Source organism: Rhizobium sp. WYCCWR 11152, from assembly GCF_013087615.1.
GTDB classification, from domain to species: Bacteria; Pseudomonadota; Alphaproteobacteria; order Rhizobiales; family Rhizobiaceae; genus Rhizobium; species Rhizobium indicum.
Genome location: NZ_JABFCP010000027.1, coordinates 212,888 through 236,938, shown reverse-complemented (window position 1 = coordinate 236,938; position 24,051 = coordinate 212,888). Strand labels below are relative to the sequence as shown.

Sequence of the window (24,051 nt, the reverse complement as noted above, 5' to 3'; positions counted from 1 at the left end):
CCCCCGGATCAGGTGATCACGGTTGGCGCATCGCGTCCCGTGCGTTCACGAATGCTGGCTATGCTTTCGGCGGCGGCGATCAAATCGGCGAGCGCTTCCTGCGTTTCGATGTTGTGGCGAGTCGAATCCGGCTCGTAACGCTCGATATAGACACGCAAGGTTGCGCCAGACGTGCCGGTGCCGGACAGGCGGAAGACGACGCGGGAGCCGCCCGCGAAGAGCACACGGACACCTTGATGCTCGCTCACCGATTTGTCGATCGGATCGTGGTAGGCGAAGTCGTCGGCCTTCTCCACCTTCAGGCTGCCGAAGCTCTTGCCGGGCAGAGTGGGAAGCTGGCTGCGGAGATTGTCCACCAGGCCGTTCGCCGCATCGGTGTCGAGGCCTTCGTAATCATGGCGTGAATAATAATTGCGGCCGTAGGTCTGCCAGTGCTGCGTGACGATGTCGGCGACGCTCTCGCCGCGCACGGCAAGAATGTTCAGCCAAAGAAGCACGGCCCAGAGGCCATCCTTTTCGCGGACGTGACTGGAGCCTGTGCCGGAGCTTTCCTCACCGCAGATCGTCGCCATGCCGGCGTCGAGAAGGTTGCCGAAGAATTTCCAGCCGGTCGGCGTTTCGTACATGCCGATGCCGCGCTTTTCGGCAACGCGGTCAGCAGCACCCGATGTCGGCATCGAGCGGGCGATGCCGGCAAGGCCGCCGGAATAGCCGGGGGCGAGATTGGCGTTGGCGGCGAGGATCGCCAGGCTGTCGGAAGGCGTGACGAAGATGCCGCGGCCGATGATCAGGTTGCGGTCGCCGTCGCCGTCGGAAGCGGCGCCGAAATCGGGCGCGTCATCGCCCATCATCTCATCGAAGAGTTCCTTGCAGTGCACCGGGTTCGGGTCCGGGTGATGGCCGCCGAAATCCGGCAGCGGCATGAAATTGCGCACCGAACCCGAGGGAGCGCCGAGACGATTTTCGAAGATTTCCTTGGCATAGGGGCCGGTGACGGCGCTCATCCCATCGAAGGCAATGCGGAAGCCGAGGCTGATCAGATTGCGGATGGCGCCGAAATCGAACAGCTCTTCCATCAGCGCGGCATAGTCCTCGACCGGGTCGATGACCGAGAGGATCGTGCCGCCGGGAAGCTCGTCCTTGCCGATGCGGTCGAGATTGACGTCGGCGAAATCGGCGATCTTGTAGCTGTCGATCGTCTTGGAGCGCGCATAGATCGCGTCGGTGATCTTTTCCGGCGCCGGGCCGCCATTGTTGATGTTGTATTTGATGCCGAAGTCTTCGGTCGGGCCGCCGGGATTGTGGCTGGCGGAGAGGATGATGCCGCCGAAAGCCTTGTATTTGCGGATGATGTGGGAAGCGGCCGGCGTCGACAGGATACCGCCCTTGCCGACCATGACCTTGCCGAAGCCATTGGCCGCGGCCATCTTGACAGCCTTCTGGATCACTTCGCGATTGTAGTAGCGTCCGTCGCCGCCGATGACCAGGCACTTGCCCTGATAGCCTTCCAGCGAATCGAAGATCGACTGGATGAAGTTCTCCGCATAGTTCGGCTGCTGGAAGACCGGAACCTTCTTGCGCAGGCCCGACGTGCCGGGTTTCTGATCCAGATAGGGCGTGGTGGGGACGGACTTGATCATTTTAGGTCACATGCCTTTCGAGACGAGGCTTGAATAGAGGGCAGCGTAGCGTTCGGCGCTCTTCTCCCAGGAGACATCCGATTTCATGCCCTGCTTTTGCAATTGGGTCCAGAGTTTTCGGTCCTGATAAAAATGCATCGCACGGCGGATTGCCTGTAGCATGCCTGTTTCGGTCACGGGGGCAAATTGTATGCCGGTTGCGACTTTCGCTGCAAGTGCGGCGTGATTGGCGTCGATCACGGTGTCGTTCAAACCGCCGGTGCGGGCGACGATCGGCACGCAGCCGTAACGCAGGCCGTAAAGCTGGGTCAGGCCGCAGGGTTCGAAGCGCGAGGGGATGATGATCGCATCGCAGCCGGCCTGCATCAGGTGCGACATTGGCTCGTTATAACCGATCGAAACGCCGATGCGGCCGGGGTGGCGGCTGGCGGAGGCGAGCAGCGCGCCTTCAAGGGCGGCTTCGCCGGAGCCGAGCACGACGAGCTTGCCGCCCATGGCGACGATCTCATCGGCGATGTTGGCGACGATATCCATGCCCTTCTGCCAGGTGAGACGGCTGATGACGCAGAAGATCGGGGCGTCGTCATTGTCGAGACCGAAGAATTCGGCGATCGAGCGCCGGTTCTCCTCGCGATTCTTCAGCGTCGTCTGGCCATAATGGGTGTGGACGACAGGATCGGTCGCCGGGTTCCAGATATCGGTGTCGATGCCGTTGACGATGCCGTGCAGATCGTCGATGCGGCTGGCGATGACGCCCTCGAGCCCCATGCCGAATTCCGACGTCAGGATCTCATCGGCATAGGTCGGACTGACCGTCGTGATCGCATGGGCAGTCTTGAGACCGCCCTTGAGGAAGCCGACAGTGCCGTAATATTCGATGCTGTCGGTGGCGAAGGCATGGGCAGGCAGGCGCAGGCCGGCAAAGATCTCGGAACCGAACTGACCCTGGAAGGCGATGTTGTGGATGGTCAGCACGCTCGGCAGTTCCGGCGTCGGGTAATAACGCATATAGACCGACGTCAGCGCCGCCTGCCAGTCGTGGGTGTGGACGAGATCCGGCCGCCAGCCGGGCAGCAGGCCGGCGGCGATCTCGGAGGCGGCAAGCGACAGGGCGGCGAAACGACGCCAGTTGTCGGGATAGTCCTTGCCGAGCGGATCGAGATAGGGTCCGCCCGGCCTGTCGTAATAGGCCGGCGCATCGAGGATGAGCAGATCGAGGCCCTCGTGCTGGACCTCCAGCACGGTCGCCCGCTCACCGAGCAGGTCGGGGAATTCGAGCCTGACGACGGCGTCGCGAATGACCTTCATCACGGCGGGATAGCCGGGCAGAAGGGTCTTGGTCTCGACTCCGAAGGCTTTCAGAGTAATCGGCAGGGCGCCGGACACATCGGCCAGACCCCCTGTCTTGATCAAAGGGAAGACTTCGGACGAAACCGAAAGAACTTTCATAAGTCAGATATCCAGCTTGTCGATCATCGGTTGCGTGATCAGGCAGATGCCGCTTTCCGTTCGCCGGAAGCGCTTGGCATCGAGCTCGGGATCCTCGCCGACGACCAGGCCTTCCGGAATGACGACACCATGGTCGATCACCACATTCTTGAGCTGCGCGCGCCGTCCGACCTTCACGTTCGGCAGGACGACCGCTCCTTCCAACTTGGAGAAGGAGTTGGCCCTGACGCCCGTGAAGAGCAGGCTGTTGTTGAGCATCGCGCCCGAGATGATGCAATCACCTGATACAACGGAGGAGGTGGCCGAGCCGCGGCGATCCTCGTCGTCATGGACGAATTTCGCCGGCGGGGTGATCTCGGCATAGGTCCAGATCGGCCAGGACTTGTCGTAGATGTCGAGCTCCGGAACGATCGCCGTCAGGTCAATATTGGCCTGCCAATAGGCGTCGATCGTGCCGACGTCGCGCCAATAGGGCTCGTGCTCGAAATCGGAACGGACGCAGGACTTGGCGAAGCGGTGAGCGACCGCCTTACCGTTCTTGACGATATAGGGGATAATGTCCTTGCCGAAGTCGCGGCTCGAGGTCGGGTCGGCTGCGTCGCGGCGCAGCGCATCGAGCAGGAACTTGGTGTGGAAGACGTAGATGCCCATCGAGGCGAGGGCGAAATCCGGCTTGTCGGGAATGGGCGGCGGATCGGCCGGTTTCTCGACGAAGGCGATGATCTCGTCCTTCTCGTTGACATGCATGACGCCGAAGCCGACCGCTTCCATGCGCGGCACTTCCAGGCAGCCGATGGTGACGTCAGCGCCGGAATCGACGTGCTGCTGCAGCATCCACTCATAGTCCATCTTGTAGACGTGGTCGCCCGCAAGAATGACCATGTATTCGACGCCGTAATCCTGGATGATGTCGATGTTCTGATAGACGGCGTCGGCCGTGCCTTCATACCATTGCGTCTCGGAGACGCGCTGGCTGGCGGGCAGAATATCGAAGCTCTCGTTGCGCTCGGGGCGGAAGAAGTTCCAGCCGCGCTGCATGTGGCGGATCAGCGAATGCGCCTTGTATTGCGTGGCGACGCCGATGCGGCGGATGCCGGAATTCAGGGCGTTCGACAAAGCGAAATCGATGATGCGGGCCTTGCCGCCGAAATAGACGGCCGGCTTGGCACGCCGGTCGGTGAGTTCCTTGAGACGGCTTCCCCTACCGCCCGCCAGAACATAAGCCATTGCATCGCGGGCAAGTGGCTGAACGCGCTTTTCTACCATTTTCTCCTCCCACCAGTCACTAATTTTCAGGTTCAAGCATGATTGTCGCCAAGGGCGGCAAGGTGATCGAGCAGGTGATTTCGCCGCCGGCATCGACGGCCTGCACGCGCCCGCCATTGCCCTTGCCGCTGCCGCCGTAGATGTCGGCATCGGTGTTCAGGATTTCCCGCCAGCGACCTGCGGACGGCAGGTGGATCGAATAATTCTCGCGATAGACAGGGGTGAAATTGGTGATGACGGCGACCGGCTTCTGGCCCGGCGCCTTGCGCAGCCAGGCAAAGACGGAATTCTGGTGGTCGTCGGCGACCAGCCATTCGAAACCTTCGCCCTCGCAGTCACGCTCATGCAGCGCCGGCTTGCTGCGATAGGTGAAATTGAGGTCGCGCACCAGGCGCCGCATGCCCTCGTGCATACGATATTGAAGCAGGTTCCAGTCCAGTGCCTTCTCTTCGCTCCACTCGCTCCACTGGGCGAATTCCTGGCCCATGAACAGCAGCTTCTTGCCGGGATAGCCCCACATATAGGCGTAGTAGGCGCGCAGATTGGCGAACTTCTGCCAGTCGTCGCCCGGCATCTTGGCGATCAGCGAGCCTTTCCCGTGCACAACCTCGTCATGCGAGAGAGGCAGGACGAAATTTTCCGAATAGGCGTAGAGCAGGCCGAAGGTCAGTTCGTTGTGATGGTGCCCGCGATAGATGGGATCGCGGCTCATGTAGCTCAGCGTGTCGTGCATGAAGCCCATGTTCCACTTGAAGCCGAAGCCGAGGCCGCCTTCATGGACGGGTTGCGAGACCTTCGGCCAGGAGGTCGATTCCTCGGCGATGGTCATGACGTTGGAATTTTTGCCGTAGATGCGGATGTTGAGATCCTGCAGAAAACGGACCGCTTCGAGGTTTTCGTTGCCGCCATATTCGTTCGGGATCCATTCGCCGTGCTTGCGCGAATAATCGAGGTAGAGCATCGAGGCGACGGCATCGACACGCAGACCGTCGAGGTGGAATTTTTCGGCCCAGTAGAGCGCGTTGTTAACGAGATAGGAAACGACCTCGGTGCGGCCGAAATTGTAGATCGCCGTGCTCCAGTCCGGGTGGAAGCCCTTGCGCGGATCTTCGTGCTCGTAGAGTGCCGTGCCGTCGAACCAGCCGAGACCGTGTTCGTCGGTCGGAAAATGCGCCGGCACCCAGTCGAGAATGACGCCGATGCCGACCTTGTGGCAGCCGTTGACGAAACGGGCAAAACCCTCCGGCTCGCCGAAACGAGCGGTCGGCGCATAGAGGCCGGTCGTCTGGTAACCCCAGGAGGGGTCGTAGGGGTACTCGGTGATCGGCAGGAATTCGATATGGGTGAAGCCCATGTCGGCGCAATAGGGGATGAGGCTGGAGGCGAGTTCGTCCCAGGACAGCATCGTGCCGTCCTGCCGGCGTTGCCAGGAGGCGGCATGCACCTCGTAGATCGAGATCGGCTGGCGGCGCTTGTCGGTCTCGCGCCAGTGCTTCAGATGGGCTTCGTCTTCCCACTCCTGCTCCAGCTCGGCGGCGGTGACGGAGGCGGTCTTCGGCCGCAGCTCGCTGCGGCGCGCGAAGGGATCGGCCTTCAGGGGCAGCAATACGCCGTCCTGGCCGCGGATCTCGAACTTGTAGGCAACGCCGACCGGTACGTCAGGGGCAAAGATTTCCCAGATGCCGCTATCGGAGCGGAAGCGCATCACGTGGCGCCGGCCGTCCCAATTGTTGAAATCACCGACGACGGAGACGCGCTGTGCGTTCGGCGCCCAGACGGCGAAATGGATGCCCTGGGCGCCGTCATGCTTGATGAGGTGGGCGCCCATCTTGTCGAACAGGCGCAGGTGCGAACCCTCGCGGGCGAAATAATCGTCCATCGGTCCGAGCACCGGACCGAAGCTGTAGGGATCGGTGACCGCCCATTCGGCATCGCCGCGCCGGGCGCGGTAACGCACCGGCAGGAGTTTGGTGAGGGAAACCGGACCGCCGAAGAAGCCATCGGCATGGAGCTGCTTCAGTTCGCCGATGACGCCGCCGTCGAGCGTCATGGCGGTCACCTCCTCCGCGCCCGGGATGAAGCACCGGGCGACGAAAGCGTCGCCGGCCTGGTGCACACCGAGGACGGCAAAGGGATTGGAATGCGAGCCGGCAAGGATTGCCGTGATTTCATCTGCCGAAATTTCCCAGGAAAGCTTTACTTCAGGGACGGTTTTCGGCGTTTTCATCCGGCTCTCCAGATTTCGTCTGCATATTGTCTGATCGTACGGTCGGAAGAGAACCAGCCCATCCGCGCCGTATTGTTGATCGTCTTGGTGTACCAGGCGGACTGGTTGGTCCAGATCTGGTCGACTTCGCGCTGGGCCTGGGCGTAGGCGTCGAAATCGGCCGCGACCATGAACCAGTCGTGCGAATAGATGCCGTCGATCAGCGACGTATAGCGGTTGCGGTCATCGGGCGAGAAGACGCCGGAGCCGATGGCGGCAAGCGCCTGGGCGAGTTCGCGCGATCCCTCGATGATGGCGCGGGGATTGTGGCCATCACTGCGGACTTTCGAGACCTCGTCGGCCTTGAGACCGAAGATGACGATGTTGTCCTCGCCGACATTGTCGCGCATCTCGACATTGGCGCCATCGAGCGTGCCAATCGTCAGCGCGCCATTGAGGCCGAACTTCATGTTGCCGGTGCCGGATGCTTCCATGCCGGCGGTCGAGATCTGCTCCGAGAGGTCGGCGGCCGGAACCATGACTTCGGCGAGAGAGACATTGTAGTTCGGGACGAAGACGATCTTCAGCAGACCGCGTACCGACGGGTCGTTGTTGATCGTGCGGGAGACGTCGTTGATCAGCTTGATGATGAGCTTGGCATTATAGTAACTCGGCGCCGCCTTGCCGGCGAAGAGTTTCACGCGCGGCACCCAGTCGAGCTCGGGATGCGAGCGGATCTGGTCGTAGAGCGCGACGGCCTCGATGATATTCAGCAGCTGGCGCTTGTATTCGTGGATGCGCTTGATCTGGATGTCGAACATCGCCGACGGGTCGAGCTTCACGCCCATGCGGCTGGCGACGAGGTTGGAGAGTGCCACCTTGTTGGCGCGCTTTATCGCTGCGAATTTCTGCTGGAAAGCCGGATCGGAGGAATGCACGTCGAGCGCACGCAGCTTCTCGGCATCATCGAGGAATTCGTCGCCGATCGCCTCGCGGATCAGGCCGGTGAGGCCGGGATTGCACTGCTGCAGCCAGCGGCGCGGCGTGATGCCGTTGGTCTTGTTGTTGATGCGGTCGGGATAGAGCTTGTGCAGATCGGCGAAGACCGTGACCTTCATCAGGTCGGTGTGCAGGGCCGAGACGCCGTTGATCGAATGCGAGCCGACGAAAGCGAGGTTGCCCATGCGCACGCGGCGGTCGCCGCTTTCATCGATCAGCGAGATCGAGCGGATTTCCCCATCGGAGAAGTTCTTGCCCTTGCGGGCGTCGATCAGGATCTTGGCATTGATCGCATAGATGATCTGCATGTGGCGGGGCAGCAGACGTTCGAACAGCGGCACCGCCCAGCTTTCCAGCGCTTCGGGCAGCAGCGTGTGGTTGGTGTAAGAGAAGGTGCGGCGGGTGATGTCCCAGGCCTGGTCGAAATCCATCCCGTGTACGTCACAGAGCAGACGCACGAGTTCGGCGACCGAGACGGCGGGGTGAGTGTCGTTCAGCTGGATCGCCACCTTGTCCGGCAGCGAGGTGAAATCGTCATATTGCTGCAGATGGCGGCGCAGGATGTCCTGCAGCGAGGCCGACGAGAAGAAGAATTCCTGGCGCAGGCGCAGCTCCTGGCCGGCCGGGGTGGCGTCGGCAGGATAGAGAACCCGGGTCAGGCTTTCGGCCTTGTTGCTTTCGCGCAGCGCCCCGATGTGATCGCCGGCGTTGAAGGCATCGAGCAGGATCGGATCGATCGGCTGCGCCGACCAGAGGCGCAGCGTGTTGACACGTTTGCCGCGCCAGCCGACGGCCGGCGTGTCGAAGGCGGCGGCGATGACGCGCTCTGCCGGTTTCCAGACGTAGCGCGGCTGGTCGTCATGGGTGGTGATGAATTCGACGGCGCCGCCGAAGCCGATTTCATAGGCGCTTTCGCGGCGCTCGAATTCCCAGGGATTGCCGTGGGCGAGCCAGTTTTCCGGCAGTTCCACCTGCCAGCCGTCGGCCAGCTGCTGGCGGAAGAGGCCGTGGACATAGCGGATGCCGTAGCCATAGGCCGGAACCTCGACCGTCGCCATGCTCTCCATGAAACAGGCAGCCAGTCGGCCGAGGCCGCCGTTGCCGAGTGCGGCATCCGGCTCCAGGCCGGCGATGACGTTGACGTCGACGCCGAGCGAGGCGAGCGCATCGCGCACCTCCTCCATCAGGCCGAGGTTCGAGATGGCGTCGCGCATCAGGCGGCCGATCAGGAATTCGAGAGAAAGATAATAGACGCGCTTGGCACCGGTCGCATAAACCTCGCGGGTGGAAGCCATCCACTTGTCGATGATGCGGTCGCGCACCACCAGGATGGTCGCGGTCAGCCAGTCATGCGGCTTTGCCACCTTGGCATCCTTGCCGATGCGGTAGGTCAGACGTTCGATAATTTCTTCAGCGAGAATTTCCGGCCTTGAACTGCGAGGGGCGGGGGAGGGGATGATCGGCTTGGAAACAGTGTTCATCGTCAGGTCTCGCCAATTTTAATTTGGTTTCAGGATGTTATGCCTGATTTAATCAATTTGTCGCTTGCGCCGCCGACAGTTTATGCATCGTTACTAAGCACTTGCAACAAAGGATTTGGACAAACAAAAAATTTGCGAAAGCTTCATATTCAAGCGGGCCGAGGGGGTTGATTTCAATCGCTTTTCCCGATCTGATGGGTGGGCTAGCGATAACAAAAAGCCGCTCCGGTTTGTTCCGGAGCGGCTTTTTGTTCGGCTTTTCGCCGGGACCTATCGTCAGTTCGTCAGACGCGTCAGCTGTGCGGAAGCCTTCGCTCCGATCGCCTTGAAGGCGGCAAGCAGATCTTCCATCTTTTCCGCCTGGAAATAATGCGCGTCATCGGAAGCGCAATAATGCAGCAGTGCCTGTCCCCCCGCGGGCGCCATAAAGGCGATCGTATAGATTTCGATGCCTTTCGATTTCGCGTCGTCGCATGTCTTCTTCGTCGCGGTATCGTAGGAACGGCCGCCGCTGCTATCATTGTTATTGTCGCCGTCCGTCATGAAGACGATGTACTTCTTCGGTACCTGCCCGGTTTTCTGCTGGTGGGCGGCGTCTTCGGCGTCATTCCCTGCAGCGTTCTTAGCCGTCAGGGACGAATAGGACGTGTTCATTGCGCCACTGGAGTTCGTGCCGCCATCCGCTTGAAGCGCGTTGACATAGCTGGAGACACCTGCGGTTCCCCAAGCAAGACTGCTAGGCGTGTACTCCTTGATATCGTAGGATACCGCGCCTGTGCGTACGTATTCGGCATTGGGATCCGCGCTATTGAGCTGACCAAAAAGATTGCCGGCGGCGATCTTCAGCGCTTCTATCTTAGTGTAATAACGCGTACGCGTGCCGGTGCAGGTGTCGTAGATTGTCTTGCCCTTTTTGTTGAGGTGAGGGTTGCAGTTATACGTGTATGATTCCGTCGTGACGGTGGCGGTAGGGTCTCCCATCGACCCTGATTTATCGAGCGCGAGATACATCGAGATGGAGCCCTGGGTTTGCGAATGGCCGCTAACCGTCGTGCCCGACGTCGAAAGATGCTGCGTGCTGAAGCCGACCGCTTGCATGAGCGGATTGACGGTGAGATCGTAACTCGGTGAAACAGTTACCTGGTAGGATGTCGACTTTCCCGATGTCGTTGTCCGGACATCGACGCCTGTCGTGCTCTTGATATCGACGCTGCTCTGCATGTAATTCGCCATTTGCCCGGCGACGAAATCCCGCGCGAAGGCCTCGGCCTGCGAGGTTTGGATCGTGCCGTTTGCTAGGGCGGTCGCGGTTGCCAGCGCGGCCGAATCGGCGGCTTCCTGCAACTGCTGCTTCGAAAGCAATATATCGCCCACCTGGATCGCCATGCCGGCGGCACCAAAAAGGACGGGCAGTACGATCGCCGTCATTATACCGAAATTGCCGCCACGGTCGCCAAGCATGCGACGCAGGCAGGGATGCAAAAAGGAGGTGCTCATCATGTTCACCTGTATAGGAGGCCCTGTGAGGTGATTTACGCACGCTCCTCCTTTCCGCCGTCCTTACGGCGTCAATAGAATTTTAACGAATCGTCGGATTTTTCCAGTTTTGGGATTATTTCAGCGGGATCACGTCGACCGCCTGGACGGCGCGTTGGCCGCCATAGCTTTTCAAGACGCCAATGACGGGAACGACGTCGGAATAGTCCCGGCCATAGGCGACGACGATGTGGTCCGTGCCGGCGGGGATGTCGTTGGTCGGGTCGAGCTCGATCCAGCCGTTCGTCTCACCGCACCAGATCCTGACCCAGGCATGCATGGCGTCTGCGCCTTCCAGCCGTTCCTTGCCGGGCGGCGGGATGGTGCGCAGGAAACCGGAGACGTAGCCGGCCGGAATGCCGAGGCTTCTAAGCGCGAGGATCATGATGTGGGTGAAATCCTGGCAGACGCCGCGCTTCAATGTGAACGCCTCGAGCGGCGCCGTGTCCACCGTCGTCGCGTCGGGGTCGTAGGTGAAATCCTTGTTGATGCGGGTACAGAGCGCATGGGCGATCTGCATCGCCGTCAGATCAGGTATCGCGCAGTTTCGCGCATAGTCGGCGATCTCGCGGGCTTGGGTCAGGCGCGGGCTTTCACCAAGGAAATGGTGCGGCGAATCCGGCGCCAGAGACCAGATGCCGGCGACCTCCTCCGGCAGGTCGGCAAGCAGCGGCGAGAAATCGGCGGCGATCGGCTGGCTTTCCACCTGCACGCGGGCCTGCATGCGAATGTCGAGCGTCTCGTGCGGCGCGCGCAGCATGAAGGAGGTGGTGGGATGATGGAAGAAATCGACGAAATGCGACTGCTCGTCCGGCGTCGGCGAGATGGTGATCGAGCCGGCGACCAGGCGCTGTCGATTGGTCAGCGACAGCGGCATCAGGCGGATGACGTGGCGGGCGCCGGAGGCCGGCACGTCGTAGATGTAACCCATGCGGAGGGAGAGATCGTAGAGCATCGCCGTCACCCGAGATAGGTCTGGGCGAGCAGATCGGAAAGCTGCTCCAATTCGCGCTCGAGCCGTTGATAGACCTCGACCCCCATGCCCTCCGGCGTCATCACTGCCAGGCCGGAATGGAGCCGCATCGCCTCGCGGTAGAAGGGCGACATCTGGCCGTTGATCAGGGCATTCGGCAGCTGCTCGACCTCGTGGTGGATCTCGTTCACCTGAAAGAGGACCGAGCGGGGGTTCAGCGGGTCGAGCGCCAAGAGGTCGGTGACGGTCAGCCGCGCCGTGTTGACGTTGTAGCGGCGGCGGTGGGTCATGACGCTGTCGCCGATTTCGAGCAGCATGTCGAGCGCGCCGTCGGGCGCGTCCGGGCCGGACATGTGGCCGAGCAGGCGCGTCATGTGCAGGCCGCGCTCGATATAGCGGCCGAGCGAGAGGAAGCGCCAGCCGGTGAAGCGATACATGTTCTCGTGCACGAGGCCGGCAAAGCCCGCAAGCTTGCGCAGAAGGATCGTCATCGCATGGCTGGCGTCGTCGCCGGCAGCGACGGTGACGTGGAAGCGGCGGGCAGTCTTGGCGAGATCGTTGAGTGCCAGCCAGCCGTCCGGCGAGAAACGGTCGCGGATGTTGCTCGCCGAATAAACGGCGCTGTCGATGTTGCGCAGCAGTGTTTCCGGCACGGCCTCGGCGGTATCGATATCGACGGCTGTGAGATACTCGGAGACATCGGCGAGCAGCGGCTGGCTCGGATCGGCAGCTTCGGCGTAACGCGCATGCCAGGCGCGCAGGATGCGCAGCGCCCCTTCGGCACGTTCGATGTAACGGCCGAGCCAGAACAAATTGTCGGCTGCCCGGCTTGGCAGGCTGCCCGGCATGTTGCGGGTAAAGCTGCCCTCGGCCGGCAGCAGCGTGTGGCGCTCGACCGGCTTGTCGCTGACGATCCAGACGTCGGCGGCCGCTCCGCCCGACTGCATGGCGATCGCCGCGACATCGGCGCCGGAGCCGATGCGGGCAAAACCTCCGGGCATGATCTGCCAGCCGTTTGCCGTGCGGGCAGCGAAAACGCGCAGTGACATCGGCCGCGGCACGAGCTTGCCGTCCACCCAGGCGGGCGTCGTCGACAGCGTGACGACCTCCTGGCCGACCAGTTTCGGGCCGTCCGAACTCAGCCAGTCGGTGATGGAATCCTTGGCGGCCGCACGCAGCGACGAGCCGAGTACGGACTCGCCGTTGTCGTCGAAGAAGGGTGCCCGGGAATAGGCCGGGCCGATCACCATCTTCTCGATGTTCTTTGCGACGTGCTCGCGCTCTTCCTTCTGACCGCACCACCAGGTGGCGATCGAGGGCAGTTGCAGATCCTCCCCCTGCAGACGGTGGCAGATGGTCGGCATGAAGGCCAGAAGCGCCCGGGTTTCGAGAACGCCGGTGCCGAGCGCATTGACGATGGTGACGCTTTCGGCGCGCAGCGCTTCCACCAGGCCGGGCGTGCCGATATGCGAATTCTGGTTCAGCTCCAGCGGGTCGGCAAAGGCCGAATCGAGACGGCGCCAGAGCACGCCGATCGGCTTCAGGCCGGCGACGGTGCGCACCATGACGCGGCCCTTGACGACGGTCAGGTCCTCGCCCTCGAGCAGCATGAGACCGAGATAGCGGGCGATATAGGCGTGCTCGTAGTAGGTCTCGTTGGCGGGGCCTGGTGTCAGCACGGCGATGCGGTCGTCGCCCGAATGTTTCATGCCCTGAAGTGCGTCACGGAAAGCGCCAAAGAAGGAGGCGAGGCGGTGGACCGGGGTTTCGGCGTAGATATCCGAGAAGGCCCGGGTCGTCGCGACGCGGCTTTCCAGCGCGAAACCGGCGCCTGACGGTGCCTGCGTCCTGTCGGCCAGCACCCACCAGTTGCCGTCAGGTCCGCGGCCGATCTCGAAGGCGCAGAAATGCAGATAATGGCCGGAGCCCGGCCGGATGCCGGCGAGCGGGCGCTGGAATTCGGGATTGGCGGCCATCAGCGCCGGCGGCAGGACCCCTTCCTCCACCAGCCGGTTGTCGCCGTAGATATCGGCAACGATCGCCTCCAGCAGGTCGGCGCGCTGGACGAGGCCTGCCGACAGCGTCTTCCATTCGCGCTCGTCGATCAGCACCGGGATATGCGAAATCGGCCAGGCGCGTTCGCCGGTGCCCTTGCTGCCATAGGCGCGGTAGAAGACGCCGGCATCGCGCAGGTAGCGGTCGGCGCGGGCAAAACGCTCAGTGAGATCCTTTTCCGGCATTGCGCTCAGATGCGAGAGAAAACGCTGCCAGACCGGGCGGACCGCGCCTTTGTTGTCGACCATCTCGTCAGCGGTGCCAGGAAGCGGTGCATAGTCGAAGGCCGCACCCTTGCCGATGCGGTCCTCTGCCTCTCCCTTGCGCTCCGCTGCCGGCCTCTTACCCATCAAAACTGAAACCCTAACCCCCCGGCCCTAACCTTTGGCCTTAAATTCCGGCGGGCCGCCGCAGATCCAGCGTCAGCGGGAATTCCGGCGAACCCGTCTCGACGCGCGGAATGTATCCGCCCGCCGTATGCCCCCACGGCTCGAAGCGGGTGAGTCGTCTTGCTTCCGCCTCGTTACCGTTGACCGGGAAAGTGTCATAGGTCCGGCCACCCGGATGGGCAACATGATAGATGCAGCCGCCGATCGAACGGTTCGACCATGTATCATAAATGTCGAAAGTCAAAGGCGTGTTGATCGGCAGGACGGGATGCAGACCGGAGGACGGTTGCCACGCCTTGTAACGGACGCCGGCGACCGACACGCCGGCGGTGCCGGTCGGCGTTAGCGGCAGGGTGCGGCCATTGCAGGTGACGGTGTAACGCGCGGCATTGCTGGTTTCGAGCCGCACCTGAAGGCGCTCGACGGAGCTGTCGACGTAGCGGGCGGTGCCGCCCGGCGCGCCTTCCTCGCCCATGACGTGCCAGGGCTCCAGCGCCTGGCGCAGTTCCAGCTTCGAGCCCTCGTATTCGACTTCGCCGCAGAAGGGGAAGCGGAATTCGAGCTGGGCCTTGAACCATTCCGGGCTGACGTCGAAGCCGTTTTGGCGAAGGTCGGCAAGCACGTCGAGGAAGTCGGCCCAGACGAAATGCGGCAGCATGAAGCGGTCGTGCAGGGTTGTACCCCAGCGGACGAATTTGCCATCGACCGGGTTGACCCAGAAGCGGGCGATCAGCGCGCGCACCAGCAATTGCTGGGCAAGCGACATGCGCGCGTTCGGCGGCATCTCAAAACCGCGGAACTCGATGAGGCCGAGCCGTCCGGTCGGGCCGTCGGGCGAGAACAGCTTGTCGATGCAGATCTCGGCGCGGTGGGTGTTGCCGGTGACATCGGTCAAAAGGTTGCGGAGCAGGCGGTCGACAAGCCAGGGCAGCGGCTGCTGGCCGCGGCCGGGGGCAGCGATCTGCGCCATGGCGATCTCAAGCTCATAGAGGCTGTCGTGACGAGCCTCGTCGATGCGTGGCGCCTGGCTGGTCGGGCCGATGAACATGCCGGAGAAGAGGTAGGAGAGCGAGGGATGGCGCTGCCAGTGGAGGATCACGCTCTTCAAGAGATCGGGACGGCGCAGGAAGGGGCTGTTGTTCGGATTGGCCGCGCCTACGACGACATGGTTGCCGCCGCCGGTGCCGGTATGGCGACCGTCGATCATGAACTTGTCGGCACCGAGCCGGGTGGCGCGCGCCTCCTCGTAGATCGCCGTTGTGATGTCGACGCAGTCCTTCCAGTTCGAGGCCGGATGAATGTTGACCTCGATGACACCGGGATCCGGGGCGACGCGGATGACGTTGATGCGCTCGTCCTGCGGCGGCGGGTAACCTTCGATATGGACGGGAAGCTTGAGCTCGGCGGCGGCGTTTTCGGCTGCGGCGATCAGCTCGAGATAATCCTCGATGCGCTCGACCGGCGGCATGAAGACGCAGAGCCTGCCGTCGCGCGGCTCGACCGACATGGCCGTGCGCACGGCGCCGCGGAGTTCGCCGAGCGTCTGTTCGATCCGGCCGCGATTGCTCTCGTCGGCATGGAAAGAGGCTTCCGGCATGGCCCGGCCGGCCGGTACGAAGACATCAGGCAGCGGTTCGCGCGGGATCGTCGGATCGGCGGGGTGGATATAGGGATAACGCGCCGGGGGAACATAGGGCAGCGTGCCGAGCGGCAGGCGGTAACCGATCGGACTGTCGCCCGGGACGAGGAAGATCTTGCCGCGGCGGGTGCGCCATTTCTCGCTGACCCAGACTCGGCTTTCCGCCGCCTTGGCATTCCATGCCTGGACCGGAAGGATGTAACCGGTCGCGGTCGTGAGGCCGCGGGCGAAGACGCGGGCGATGCGGTTGCGTTCCTCAGGATCTTTCAGCTTCGAATTCGCCGGATCGACATTTTCGGGAAGGTTGCCTTCCTTGATGATCCAGTCGGCCGGATCTTCATAGGCCGGCTGCACCATGTCAGGCTTGATCGCCAGTTCCTTAGCGATCGCCGTCAGGAGCTTTTCGGCATCCTCGGCGGTGACGCCGGTATCCTTGCCTTCGGCGGCGACCAGATCGAGGTTCTGCCAGACCGGCTTGCCGTCGCGGCGCCAGTAGAGCGAGAAGGTCCAGCGCGGCAGACTTTCGCCCGGATACCATTTGCCCTGGCCGTAATGCAGGAAACCGCCGGGCGCGAAGCGTTCTTGCAGCTTGCGGATCAGGACGTCGGCCTTTTCGCGCTTGGTCGGGCCGACGGCGGCGGTGTTCCACTCCTCGGACTGGAAATCGTCGATCGAAACGAAGGTCGGTTCGCCACCCATCGTCAGATGTACGTCCTCGGCTTCGAGGATACGATCGACCTTCTCGCCGAGTTCGTTGAGCTCCTCCCAGCTTTCATCGGAAAAGGGTTTGGTGATGCGCGGGTGCTCGGCGACGCGCGAGACCTTCATGTCGAAGGCGAATTCGGTTTCGGCCTCGCCGAAATAACCGCCGGAAATCGGAGCGGCGTTGCGATAATGCGGCGTGGCGGCAAGCGGGATGTGGCTTTCGCCGGTCAGCAGGCCAGAAGTCGGATCCAGGCCGACCCAGCCGGCGCCGGGCAGATAGACCTCAGCCCAGGCATGCAGGTCGGTGAAATCGACTTCGGTGCCGGAGGGACCGTCAAGCGCCTTCAGGTCCGGCGTCAGCTGGATGAGGTAGCCGGAGACGAAGCGGGCGGCGAGGCCGAGGTGGCGAAGGATCTGGACGAGCAGCCAGCTGGTGTCGCGGCAGGAACCTTTGGCGCTTTCCAGTGTCTCCTCCGGCGTCTGCACGCCGGTTTCCATGCGGATGACATAGCCGATCTGCCGCTGCAGGCGGGCATTCAGGCCGACGATCATATCGACCGTCGGCTGGTCGGGCGACCAGTCGAGCGTCGGCAGCAGCGCCTTGAGGCGCGGACCGGCCGGCTCCGGCGTCATGTAGATCGACAGATCTTCCTGGATCGTTTCAGGGTATCCGAAGGGCCACTTGGTTGCCTCTTCCTCGACGAAGAAGTCGAAGGGATTGTAGACCGTCATGTCGGCGACGAGATCGACCTCGATCTTGAACTCGGTCACCGGGTCCGGAAAGACGTAGCGGGCAAGGTAGTTGCCGTATGGATCCTGCTGCAGGTTGACGAAATGGTTGGAGGGCGTGACCTTCAGCGAGTGGCTGAGCACCCGTGTCTTCGAATGCGAGGCAGGTTTCAGCCGGATGATCTGTGGGCCGAGGCGGACCGGCTTGTCATAGGTATAATGCGTCAGATGATAGATGCTGGCTTTGATCGACATATTTCTCTTTTTATCCGGCTCGCATCGTCGTGCGGCTTGCTGTTCCCGAAAATCAGTGTGTGCAATGCAGCGAAAGAAAGCAAGGCGGAAAGGTCGACGGCTTTTACGCTGCCTTGGCAAAGGTGACTGCCGCCTTCAGGCCCTTGCCGTCGGTGCCCGACTCCAACGTCAGCGCGGCATTGAAAAGATTGGCGATTTCTTCGACGATCGGCAGACCGAGGCCGGCGCCGGGCGCACCGGACTCATTGCCGCGCGAAAAGCGCCGGCGCACCGCCTCCAGCTTCTCGGGCGGAATGCCGGGACCGTTGTCCTCGACTTCGAGGCGGATCGTCTCTGACGCGGCAATGATACGGACGGTGACCTCAGCTCCCTTGCCGGCATAGGCGATGGCATTGCCGGCAAGGTTGCGCAGCATTTCGCCGATCAGCAGCGGCTCGGCGCGGACCATCGCCGGGCTCTCGCCCTCGAAGCCGAGATCGATGCCGGCGACGGCGGCCGTCGGGATCTGCTCGCCGGTGATTTCCTGGGCGATGGCGGCGAGATCGATGGCGGAAGCGGTCAGCGCCTCCTTGGCAGTGGCAGCGTCGATCTTGGCCATCAGGAGAAGCTGGGCAAGGATGCGCTCGGCGTGCGCTACCGCCTGGTCGCCCTTCAGTGCTGCCGCCTGCGCCTCGTCAAGCGAGCCGGCACGGGCGGAAAGGGCGAGCTGGGTGCGGATGATCGCCAGCGGGGTGCGCAGCTGATGGCTGGCATTGCCGGTGAAATGGCGGAGCGCATCGAGCGCCGACTGCAGGCGGACCATGAAGGAATTCACCGTATCGACCAGCGGCTCGACCTCGCTCGGCACGGTCTGCTTGATCGGATGCAGGTCATCGGGGCTGCGTTCACCGATGGCGTCGCCGAGCTTGTAGAGCGGGCGCAGAGCCACCGTGACCGAGATCCAGACGATAACGGCTGCGCCCGCGATCATGAAGGCGAGACGGAGTGCGGATCGGACGAGGATCGCCTGCGCCAACTGCCGGCGGGCGATGGTGGTTTCGGCGACCGTCACCACGAAGGGCACGGAGCGGATGCCCGTCGAGGCCGAGCGCTCAAGTGTGGCGATGCGGATCGGCTCGCCGCGGAAGCTATCGTCGGCGAAGGCGGCGGCATCGCCCGGCGTCTTCTTGAGGACCGGCAGCGACTGGTAGCCGGTGATGAATTGGCCCGGCGGACCGTCGACGCGGTAGAAGACGCGATCCTGCGCGGCCGAGGTCAGCATCTCAAGTGCGACATAGGGGATATCGACCTGCAGCGTGCCGTCCTCGGCGACGACGACGCGCTCGGCGATCGCCAGCGCGGAACCGGCGAGCACGCGGTCGGAGACGATATTGGAGGTCTGGACCGCCTCGCGATAGGTATCGGCAAGGGCCAGCGTGCCGATGACGGCGGTGGAGACGAGCAACCAGAAGAGCAGCCGGCGCCTGAGGGAATAGGCGGCTTTCATGAGGCCTCGGGCAGCTTGTCGAGATAATAGCCAATGCCGCGGGCGGTCTTGACGGTCAGGCCGTGCGGCGACAGTCGCTTACGCAGGCGGCTGACATATTGCTCGATGGCGTTTGCGGAAATGTCGTCGTCGAAGGCCGTCAGCGATTGAATGATCGCCTCCTTTGCGACGACCTTGCCGGCCCGCATGAAGAGGATTTCGAGCAGGCCGAGCTCGCGGGCGGGAATATCGAGCGGCGTTGCGCCTGATGAAAAGGTGCGGGAATTGAGATCGAAGGAGATGCCGCCGAAGCCGACGGTCGCCGAGCGCAGCCCGGCCTGGCGGCGCAGCAGCACGCGCACGCGGGCCTCGAATTCGGCGATATCGAAGGGCTTGATCAGATAATCGTCAGCGCCGAGATCGAGCCCCTTCACCCGCTCTTCCGGTGTGCCGCGCGCGGTCAGGATGAGGACGGCCGCCTGGTTCTGCCGGGCGCGCATGGCGCGCAGCACGTCGAGACCGTCCATCTCGGGCAGGTTGAGGTCGAGGATCACCAGATCGAAATTTTCCGCTGCGATGACCGCATTGGCAGACGCCCCGTCATGGACGACATCGACGGCATGGCCCGTGCCGCGCAAGATCGCCGACAGGCCGTCTGCCAACGCGATATTGTCTTCGGTGAGCAGGATGCGCACGGATGTTTCCCCTGTTTTTCAAGGGAGATTACAGAGATGAAGCAGGGATGTCACAGCGATTTTCAAGCTTACAGCGCCGCGCGTCCTTCAGACGCGCAAAGGACGCTGTAACACTTTGAATCTACGCATCGTGCTTTCCGAAAATCGATTCCGATTTTCGGGCCGATGCGCCAGTGAACGGCCTGGAAAGGTTCGACCTCAGCTCCCGGTCCTTTCGATCCGTTCGCGCTGCATCATTGCGGCGGCGAGCAGCTTCCGGAAGCGGGGATCGTCGCGGATGTTGTCGAGGTCGGAATCATTGTCGAACCATTTGATATGGTAGACGGAGCTGTTCGGCAGCAGCTTCTCCAGCAGATCGATCGCCTGGTCGACGTCGCCGAGGACGGAGTAGACGCAGGCGAGATTATACTGCGCGACGATGTCGTCGGGATCGATGGCGATCGCGCGGTCGGCCCAGTCGCGTGCCCTTGCCGCGTCGCCCATATGGGCAAGCGCCAGCGCGCCGCGGTGGGCGGGGCCGGAATTTTCCGGATTGAGGTTGAGGGCGCGTTCGGCGCGCAGCAGGCCGAGGCGCGCCCAGTTTTCCGTATCCAGCACCCGACCGAGCGAGCGATAAGCGGACATCAGATGGATCGGCGAGACGTAGTCATCAGGGCGGATTGCGGCGGCGCGGGTGAAATATTGCACGGATTCGGCGAAGTTGCCGTGCATGAAGAAGAACCGGGCATAGTGGAAATTCGCCTCGAAAAGGTTCGGGTCGAGCGCCAATGCACGTTCGAAGGCTGCCGCCGCCCTGTCGTCATAACCGCTCTGATGCAGGGCCAGGCCGTGCGAGGCATGAGCCTCGGGAAGGTCAGGATCGAGCGCCAGGGCGCGGGCGCTCATCTCGAGGATGCGCCTCAGCGGCACGTCGTCAGGCGCCCAGTCACGGATCGCCGCGTCGCAATCGGCGATGCCGGCATAGGCGCGGGCATAATCCGGATCGAGCTCCACCGCCTTGCAGAACATGCGCCTTGCGAGCTGCAGATAGGATTTGGTCCAGGTGTGGGAGAGCTGGCGGCCCCTGAGATAATAGGTATAGGCCTCGACATTGGCGGTCGGCTCAGTCGCGATCGCCTTCTTCTCTTCCGGCAGCAGGCGCACCTTCAACTGGCCGACGATCGCATGGGTGATCTCGTCCTGGATGGCGAAGATGTCGGTCATGTCACGGTCGTAACGCTCGGCCCAGAGATGGTCGCCATTGGCGGTGTCGATCAACTGGCCGGAAATGCGCACGCGATTGCCGACGATGCGCACACTTCCCTCGAGCACGTAGCGCACGCCAAGCTCCTGAGCGAGCCGCTTCACCTTTACCGATATGCCCTTGTAGGTGAAAATGGTGTTGCGCGGCACGACGTGCAGGCTGGAGATCTTGGAGAGATCGGTGATGATGTCTTCGGTGATGCCGTCGGAGAAATAATCCTGGTCGGCATCGCCGCTCATATTGGTGAAGGGCAGCACGGCGATGAAGCAGGTATTGCGGTTCTGCGCCACCAATCTGGCGGAGGAAGGCGGCGCCAAGCTGACGGTATAGACCTGAACGGGCTGCCTGATGTTCTTCAGCATATGTTCGCCGATGAATTCGAAGCCGAGATTGAGGCGCGAACCGACCTGGTCGCGTACCGAGGCCGACACGGCGATGCCGCCCGGCGCTGCGATGCGCTCGAGCCTGGCGGCGAGATTGACCCCGTCTCCGAATATGTCACCGTTCTCGACCACGACATCGCCGAGATTGATGCCGATACGGAATTCGACGCGCTCGTCCTTGGGCACGTTCTCGTTACGGGCCGCCATGCTGCGCTGGATTTCGGCGGCGCAGGCGACCGCATTCACCACGCTCTGGAATTCGGCAAGGATGCCGTCGCCGGTGAGTTTGACGATCCGGCCCTTGTAATCCGAAATACGAATGTCGACCAGCTCGCAGCGATGGCGGTTCAGCGCCTGCAACGTGCCGGATTCATCGATGCCCATCAGTCGGCTGTAGCCGACGACGTCTGCAGCAAGAATAGCGCTCAGTCGTCGTTCCATGACCCCTCCCATGGATCTTCCTAGTTTAGTCTAGCTTTTTATAGAGTTTTTGTCGCGTAGAGTCGTCCCCCGAATAATAATTCGGGCGGTCTCGACGTTTTTAACGCGGCGGCGCGACCATATAACGTCGTCGATCTTCATCAATACTCTGAATGGGTGAATGGTGGAGCCAATCCCTAATCCTTTGTGAGCAAAAGACAATTCACATCGGAGAAAAATGGAATGTTCTGCTTTGGCCGACACTTTCTGAATCGACATCATAAAACCGATCGCCCACCGATTTAAGGCTTGAGCCGGACCCAGGACATAGCTTGGAAGACGAATCGCGAGGCTATCCAACGCGGTATGGAATGTGATTCGCGGCTGCTTGGGAGATTGCCGTGAGGCCAGCGAAGGGTATTGTGGCGACGGTTTCAAGCGCAACGAGGGTTGGAATGACAGGTTCGGCCCGGAATTTTCTGGAGTTTCATGACATTCCGGAGGCCGGGCTTCGGTCGATCATCGGTCGCGCCGGTGAGCTTGCCAAAGCCTGGGATGAGCGTGCGATGCCGCAGAGCCTTGCGGGCAAACGCGTCGCGCTGATTGTCGATGACGGCGGCTGGCGTAATACCACCGCCTTCGATCTCGGCATCCAGGCGATGGGCGGTATCTGCGCGCATGTGCCGATCGGCTTCAATGCCAGGGAGGAAACCGGCGATATCCAGGGTTATCTCGGCAACTGGTTCGACATGCTGGTGATCCGCACCAGGGAGCTCGCGACATTGAAGGCGGTGGCGGCAGCCTCGCCGGTGCCTGTCATCAATGCGCGGACACGCTCCAACCATCCCTGCGAGACGCTCGGCGACCTTGCCTATATCAAGGGCCGGCGCGGTTCGATCGACGGATTGAAGGTCGTTGGCGTGGCGGCGGACACAAATATCCTCCGCTCCTGGGCCGAAGCGTCGATCGCATTGCCGATCGAGGTGGTGCAGGTCTATCCCGAACGCTGGCACATCAGCGACGCCGCGTTGCTCAATGGACGCTTCCGCGTGAGCACCGATATGGGCGAGCTATCGAATGCCGACGTCGTCATTACCGATTCATGGCCGGGCGATGCCGCCTCGGACGCGCTCGCCGGCTACCGGATCGGGGCCGATGTGCTCGATCGTTTGCGGGAGGATGCGATCTTTCTGCCGTGCCCGCCGGTTACGCGCGGCCAGGAGGTGACGGCGGAGGCGATGGCGCATCCGCTCTGCCAAAGCCGCGTCGCCAAGGCCTTTCTGTTGCATGCGCAAAATGCGCTGATGGAGTGGGTCGCGACCTAGAGCGATTCAGCTTTTAACGGAAGCGCAGAACCGCTCTATCCTTTTGTCTTTACGCAATTCCCGGCAAAAGCTCTTCGCGCTTTGCCTGGGAAAACCGCTACACACTTTTCCTGCCTCGTTGAGCGATGGCGTTGGATATGATTTTGCCATCTTGGCTCTTGCGTGCTGTGTTGAGAACATCCATCGGATGCGATGGCCCTTTCGGTGCGGCGTCGCAGCCAGGTCCGGACCTCGGTTTCAAGGCTGTCGCGACTGGCGATGCGGCGGTCAAGACATTGGCGGCACAGGACGCCGACCTCGATCTCGACCATATTGAGCCAATTGGCGTGCTTGGGCGTGTAGTGGAACTCCAGACGTCGCAAAATCCGGCGCTCCTCGGCGGCTGGGAAGGTCTGATAGACGGCGGAGGTCGTGTGGGTTGATAGGTTATCCATCACGACACGAACCTTGTCGGCGCCGGGATAGTCGACGTCGACAAGGCGCGCATGCAGATGGCCAAGTCCTCATTGGCGCGGCGGCACCGCCGTCTTCTGGAGCCCATCGGCAACATTCCACCAGCCGAAGCTGAAGAACGATACTACGTCATGCTGGACGCGCCAGCCATGGCCGCATAGCTTAAACCAAACGGTCTCCGGCAAACCCGGGCGGTTCCCCTTGAACGAGAGAACACACAATGCTTGGTTTCCTACGACGCAAAGCAGAGCCGGACCCATCACCCAAAATCCTGCGGGTTCCGTCGAAAAAGTTCAACGCCGCTGTGGGTGCTGCTATGGCGGCCATTCATGAGTTAGAGGAGATCACGACACGCGCAAAGTCTCGGATGAGCGATCAAAAGAGACCAATCGGGCAAGGAGACCTTGAGGAAGTCCTACGAATGCTGTCCGATGCAAAGCGGCGAATTGATAGTGAAATGGAAGATGAAATAGCAAAATCTGACGATCAAGGTGACACTGAATGGAACAAGGACGGATATGATCTACTTGTGGCTCCAACTTTTCGAATGGCCAACTCACCCCAGGAAATAATTGATCTTACGTTGAGAGCTTCAGACGGTGGCGCTAAGAGTGCCCGATTGGTGTATCAACTGGTAATTGCAGAGATGGATGTTGCTGTTGCGCGTTATTATGTGACGCTAAACACAGGCATCAAAACTGAATAGGAGCAAACCAGCTCAAATGTGGTTTGGATGCATAGGGGA

The 24,051-nt window shown here is 61.9% G+C and carries 14 protein-coding genes and 1 pseudogene; 2 read left to right on the top strand and 13 right to left on the bottom strand.

What is annotated here, in order from left to right:
* Positions 1 to 8 precede the first annotated feature (8 nt).
* From G9X67_RS33375 to G9X67_RS33320, 12 genes are all read right to left on the bottom strand, one after another.
* On the bottom strand, positions 9 to 1,640 hold the full coding sequence (locus G9X67_RS33375) for an alpha-D-glucose phosphate-specific phosphoglucomutase (protein WP_171600664.1): 1,632 nt from the start codon (positions 1,638 to 1,640) through the stop codon (positions 9 to 11).
* Positions 1,641 to 1,646: 6 nt separating this feature from the next.
* Positions 1,647 to 3,089, bottom strand: a complete 1,443-nt coding sequence (gene glgA, locus G9X67_RS33370; protein WP_171600663.1) for a glycogen synthase GlgA — start codon at positions 3,087 to 3,089, stop codon at positions 1,647 to 1,649.
* A 3-nt stretch (positions 3,090 to 3,092) separates the two neighbouring features.
* Positions 3,093 to 4,355, bottom strand: a complete 1,263-nt coding sequence (gene glgC, locus G9X67_RS33365; RefSeq protein ID WP_012758982.1) for a glucose-1-phosphate adenylyltransferase — start codon at positions 4,353 to 4,355, stop codon at positions 3,093 to 3,095.
* A 19-nt stretch (positions 4,356 to 4,374) separates the two neighbouring features.
* Positions 4,375 to 6,582: a 1,4-alpha-glucan branching protein GlgB gene (gene glgB, locus G9X67_RS33360; RefSeq protein ID WP_171600662.1), complete on the bottom strand. Its 2,208-nt coding sequence runs from the start codon at positions 6,580 to 6,582 to the stop codon at positions 4,375 to 4,377.
* Entirely contained in the window at positions 6,579 to 9,041 is a 2,463-nt protein-coding gene (locus G9X67_RS33355) for a glycogen/starch/alpha-glucan phosphorylase (protein ID WP_003542904.1), read from the bottom strand. Before G9X67_RS33355 ends, glgB begins: the two co-directional genes overlap by 4 nt.
* Positions 9,042 to 9,317: 276 nt before the next feature.
* Entirely contained in the window at positions 9,318 to 10,538 is a 1,221-nt protein-coding gene (locus tag G9X67_RS33350; protein WP_171600661.1) for a pilus assembly protein, read from the bottom strand.
* A gap of 115 nt (positions 10,539 to 10,653) precedes the next feature.
* On the bottom strand, positions 10,654 to 11,532 hold the full coding sequence (locus G9X67_RS33345; protein ID WP_171600660.1) for a transglutaminase family protein: 879 nt from the start codon (positions 11,530 to 11,532) through the stop codon (positions 10,654 to 10,656).
* 5 nt (positions 11,533 to 11,537) lie between these two features.
* On the bottom strand, positions 11,538 to 13,955 hold the full coding sequence (locus G9X67_RS33340; protein ID WP_171600659.1) for a circularly permuted type 2 ATP-grasp protein: 2,418 nt from the start codon (positions 13,953 to 13,955) through the stop codon (positions 11,538 to 11,540).
* Between the two features lie 40 nt (positions 13,956 to 13,995).
* Positions 13,996 to 17,322: a transglutaminase family protein gene (locus G9X67_RS33335; RefSeq protein WP_171600658.1), complete on the bottom strand. Its 3,327-nt coding sequence runs from the start codon at positions 17,320 to 17,322 to the stop codon at positions 13,996 to 13,998.
* Positions 17,323 to 17,425: 103 nt separating this feature from the next.
* Positions 17,426 to 18,808 (bottom strand): sensor histidine kinase, encoded by a 1,383-nt coding sequence (locus tag G9X67_RS33330; RefSeq protein ID WP_171600657.1) that lies wholly within the window; start codon positions 18,806 to 18,808, stop codon positions 17,426 to 17,428.
* Positions 18,805 to 19,482, bottom strand: a complete 678-nt coding sequence (locus G9X67_RS33325) for a response regulator transcription factor (protein WP_003542898.1) — start codon at positions 19,480 to 19,482, stop codon at positions 18,805 to 18,807. Before G9X67_RS33325 ends, G9X67_RS33330 begins: the two co-directional genes overlap by 4 nt.
* Positions 19,483 to 19,680: 198 nt before the next feature.
* The gene (locus G9X67_RS33320; RefSeq protein WP_171600656.1) at positions 19,681 to 21,549 is read right to left on the bottom strand and encodes an adenylate/guanylate cyclase domain-containing protein; all 1,869 of its coding nucleotides are present in this window, start codon (positions 21,547 to 21,549) and stop codon (positions 19,681 to 19,683) included.
* 434 nt (positions 21,550 to 21,983) lie between these two features.
* On the opposite strand from G9X67_RS33320, the gene G9X67_RS33315 reads away from it, so the two are divergent.
* Complete coding sequence (locus G9X67_RS33315; RefSeq protein ID WP_171600655.1) at positions 21,984 to 22,853, top strand: ornithine carbamoyltransferase; 870 nt, start codon at positions 21,984 to 21,986, stop codon at positions 22,851 to 22,853.
* A 123-nt stretch (positions 22,854 to 22,976) separates the two neighbouring features.
* Here the strand turns inward: G9X67_RS33315 and G9X67_RS33310 are convergent.
* Positions 22,977 to 23,355, bottom strand: a pseudogene (locus G9X67_RS33310) (transposase); the annotation flags it as partial.
* A gap of 171 nt (positions 23,356 to 23,526) precedes the next feature.
* Between G9X67_RS33310 and G9X67_RS33305 the strand changes: the two are divergent.
* A complete protein-coding gene (locus tag G9X67_RS33305) occupies positions 23,527 to 24,012 on the top strand; it encodes a hypothetical protein (protein WP_020487030.1) in 486 nt (161 codons plus the stop codon).
* The last annotated feature ends 39 nt before the right edge of the window (positions 24,013 to 24,051 follow it).

Coding starts and splice junctions, on each gene's coding strand:
- G9X67_RS33375 (WP_171600664.1), bottom strand. CDS start 1,640: ATGATCAAGTCCGTCCCCACCACGCCCTATCTGGATCAGAAACCCGGC.
- glgA (WP_171600663.1), bottom strand. CDS start 3,089: ATGAAAGTTCTTTCGGTTTCGTCCGAAGTCTTCCCTTTGATCAAGACA.
- glgC (WP_012758982.1), bottom strand. CDS start 4,355: ATGGTAGAAAAGCGCGTTCAGCCACTTGCCCGCGATGCAATGGCTTAT.
- glgB (WP_171600662.1), bottom strand. CDS start 6,582: ATGAAAACGCCGAAAACCGTCCCTGAAGTAAAGCTTTCCTGGGAAATT.
- G9X67_RS33355 (WP_003542904.1), bottom strand. CDS start 9,041: ATGAACACTGTTTCCAAGCCGATCATCCCCTCCCCCGCCCCTCGCAGT.
- G9X67_RS33350 (WP_171600661.1), bottom strand. CDS start 10,538: ATGAGCACCTCCTTTTTGCATCCCTGCCTGCGTCGCATGCTTGGCGAC.
- G9X67_RS33345 (WP_171600660.1), bottom strand. CDS start 11,532: ATGCTCTACGATCTCTCCCTCCGCATGGGTTACATCTACGACGTGCCG.
- G9X67_RS33340 (WP_171600659.1), bottom strand. CDS start 13,955: ATGGGTAAGAGGCCGGCAGCGGAGCGCAAGGGAGAGGCAGAGGACCGC.
- G9X67_RS33335 (WP_171600658.1), bottom strand. CDS start 17,322: ATGTCGATCAAAGCCAGCATCTATCATCTGACGCATTATACCTATGAC.
- G9X67_RS33330 (WP_171600657.1), bottom strand. CDS start 18,808: ATGAAAGCCGCCTATTCCCTCAGGCGCCGGCTGCTCTTCTGGTTGCTC.
- G9X67_RS33320 (WP_171600656.1), bottom strand. CDS start 21,549: ATGGAACGACGACTGAGCGCTATTCTTGCTGCAGACGTCGTCGGCTAC.
- G9X67_RS33315 (WP_171600655.1), top strand. CDS start 21,984: ATGACAGGTTCGGCCCGGAATTTTCTGGAGTTTCATGACATTCCGGAG.
- G9X67_RS33305 (WP_020487030.1), top strand. CDS start 23,527: ATGCTTGGTTTCCTACGACGCAAAGCAGAGCCGGACCCATCACCCAAA.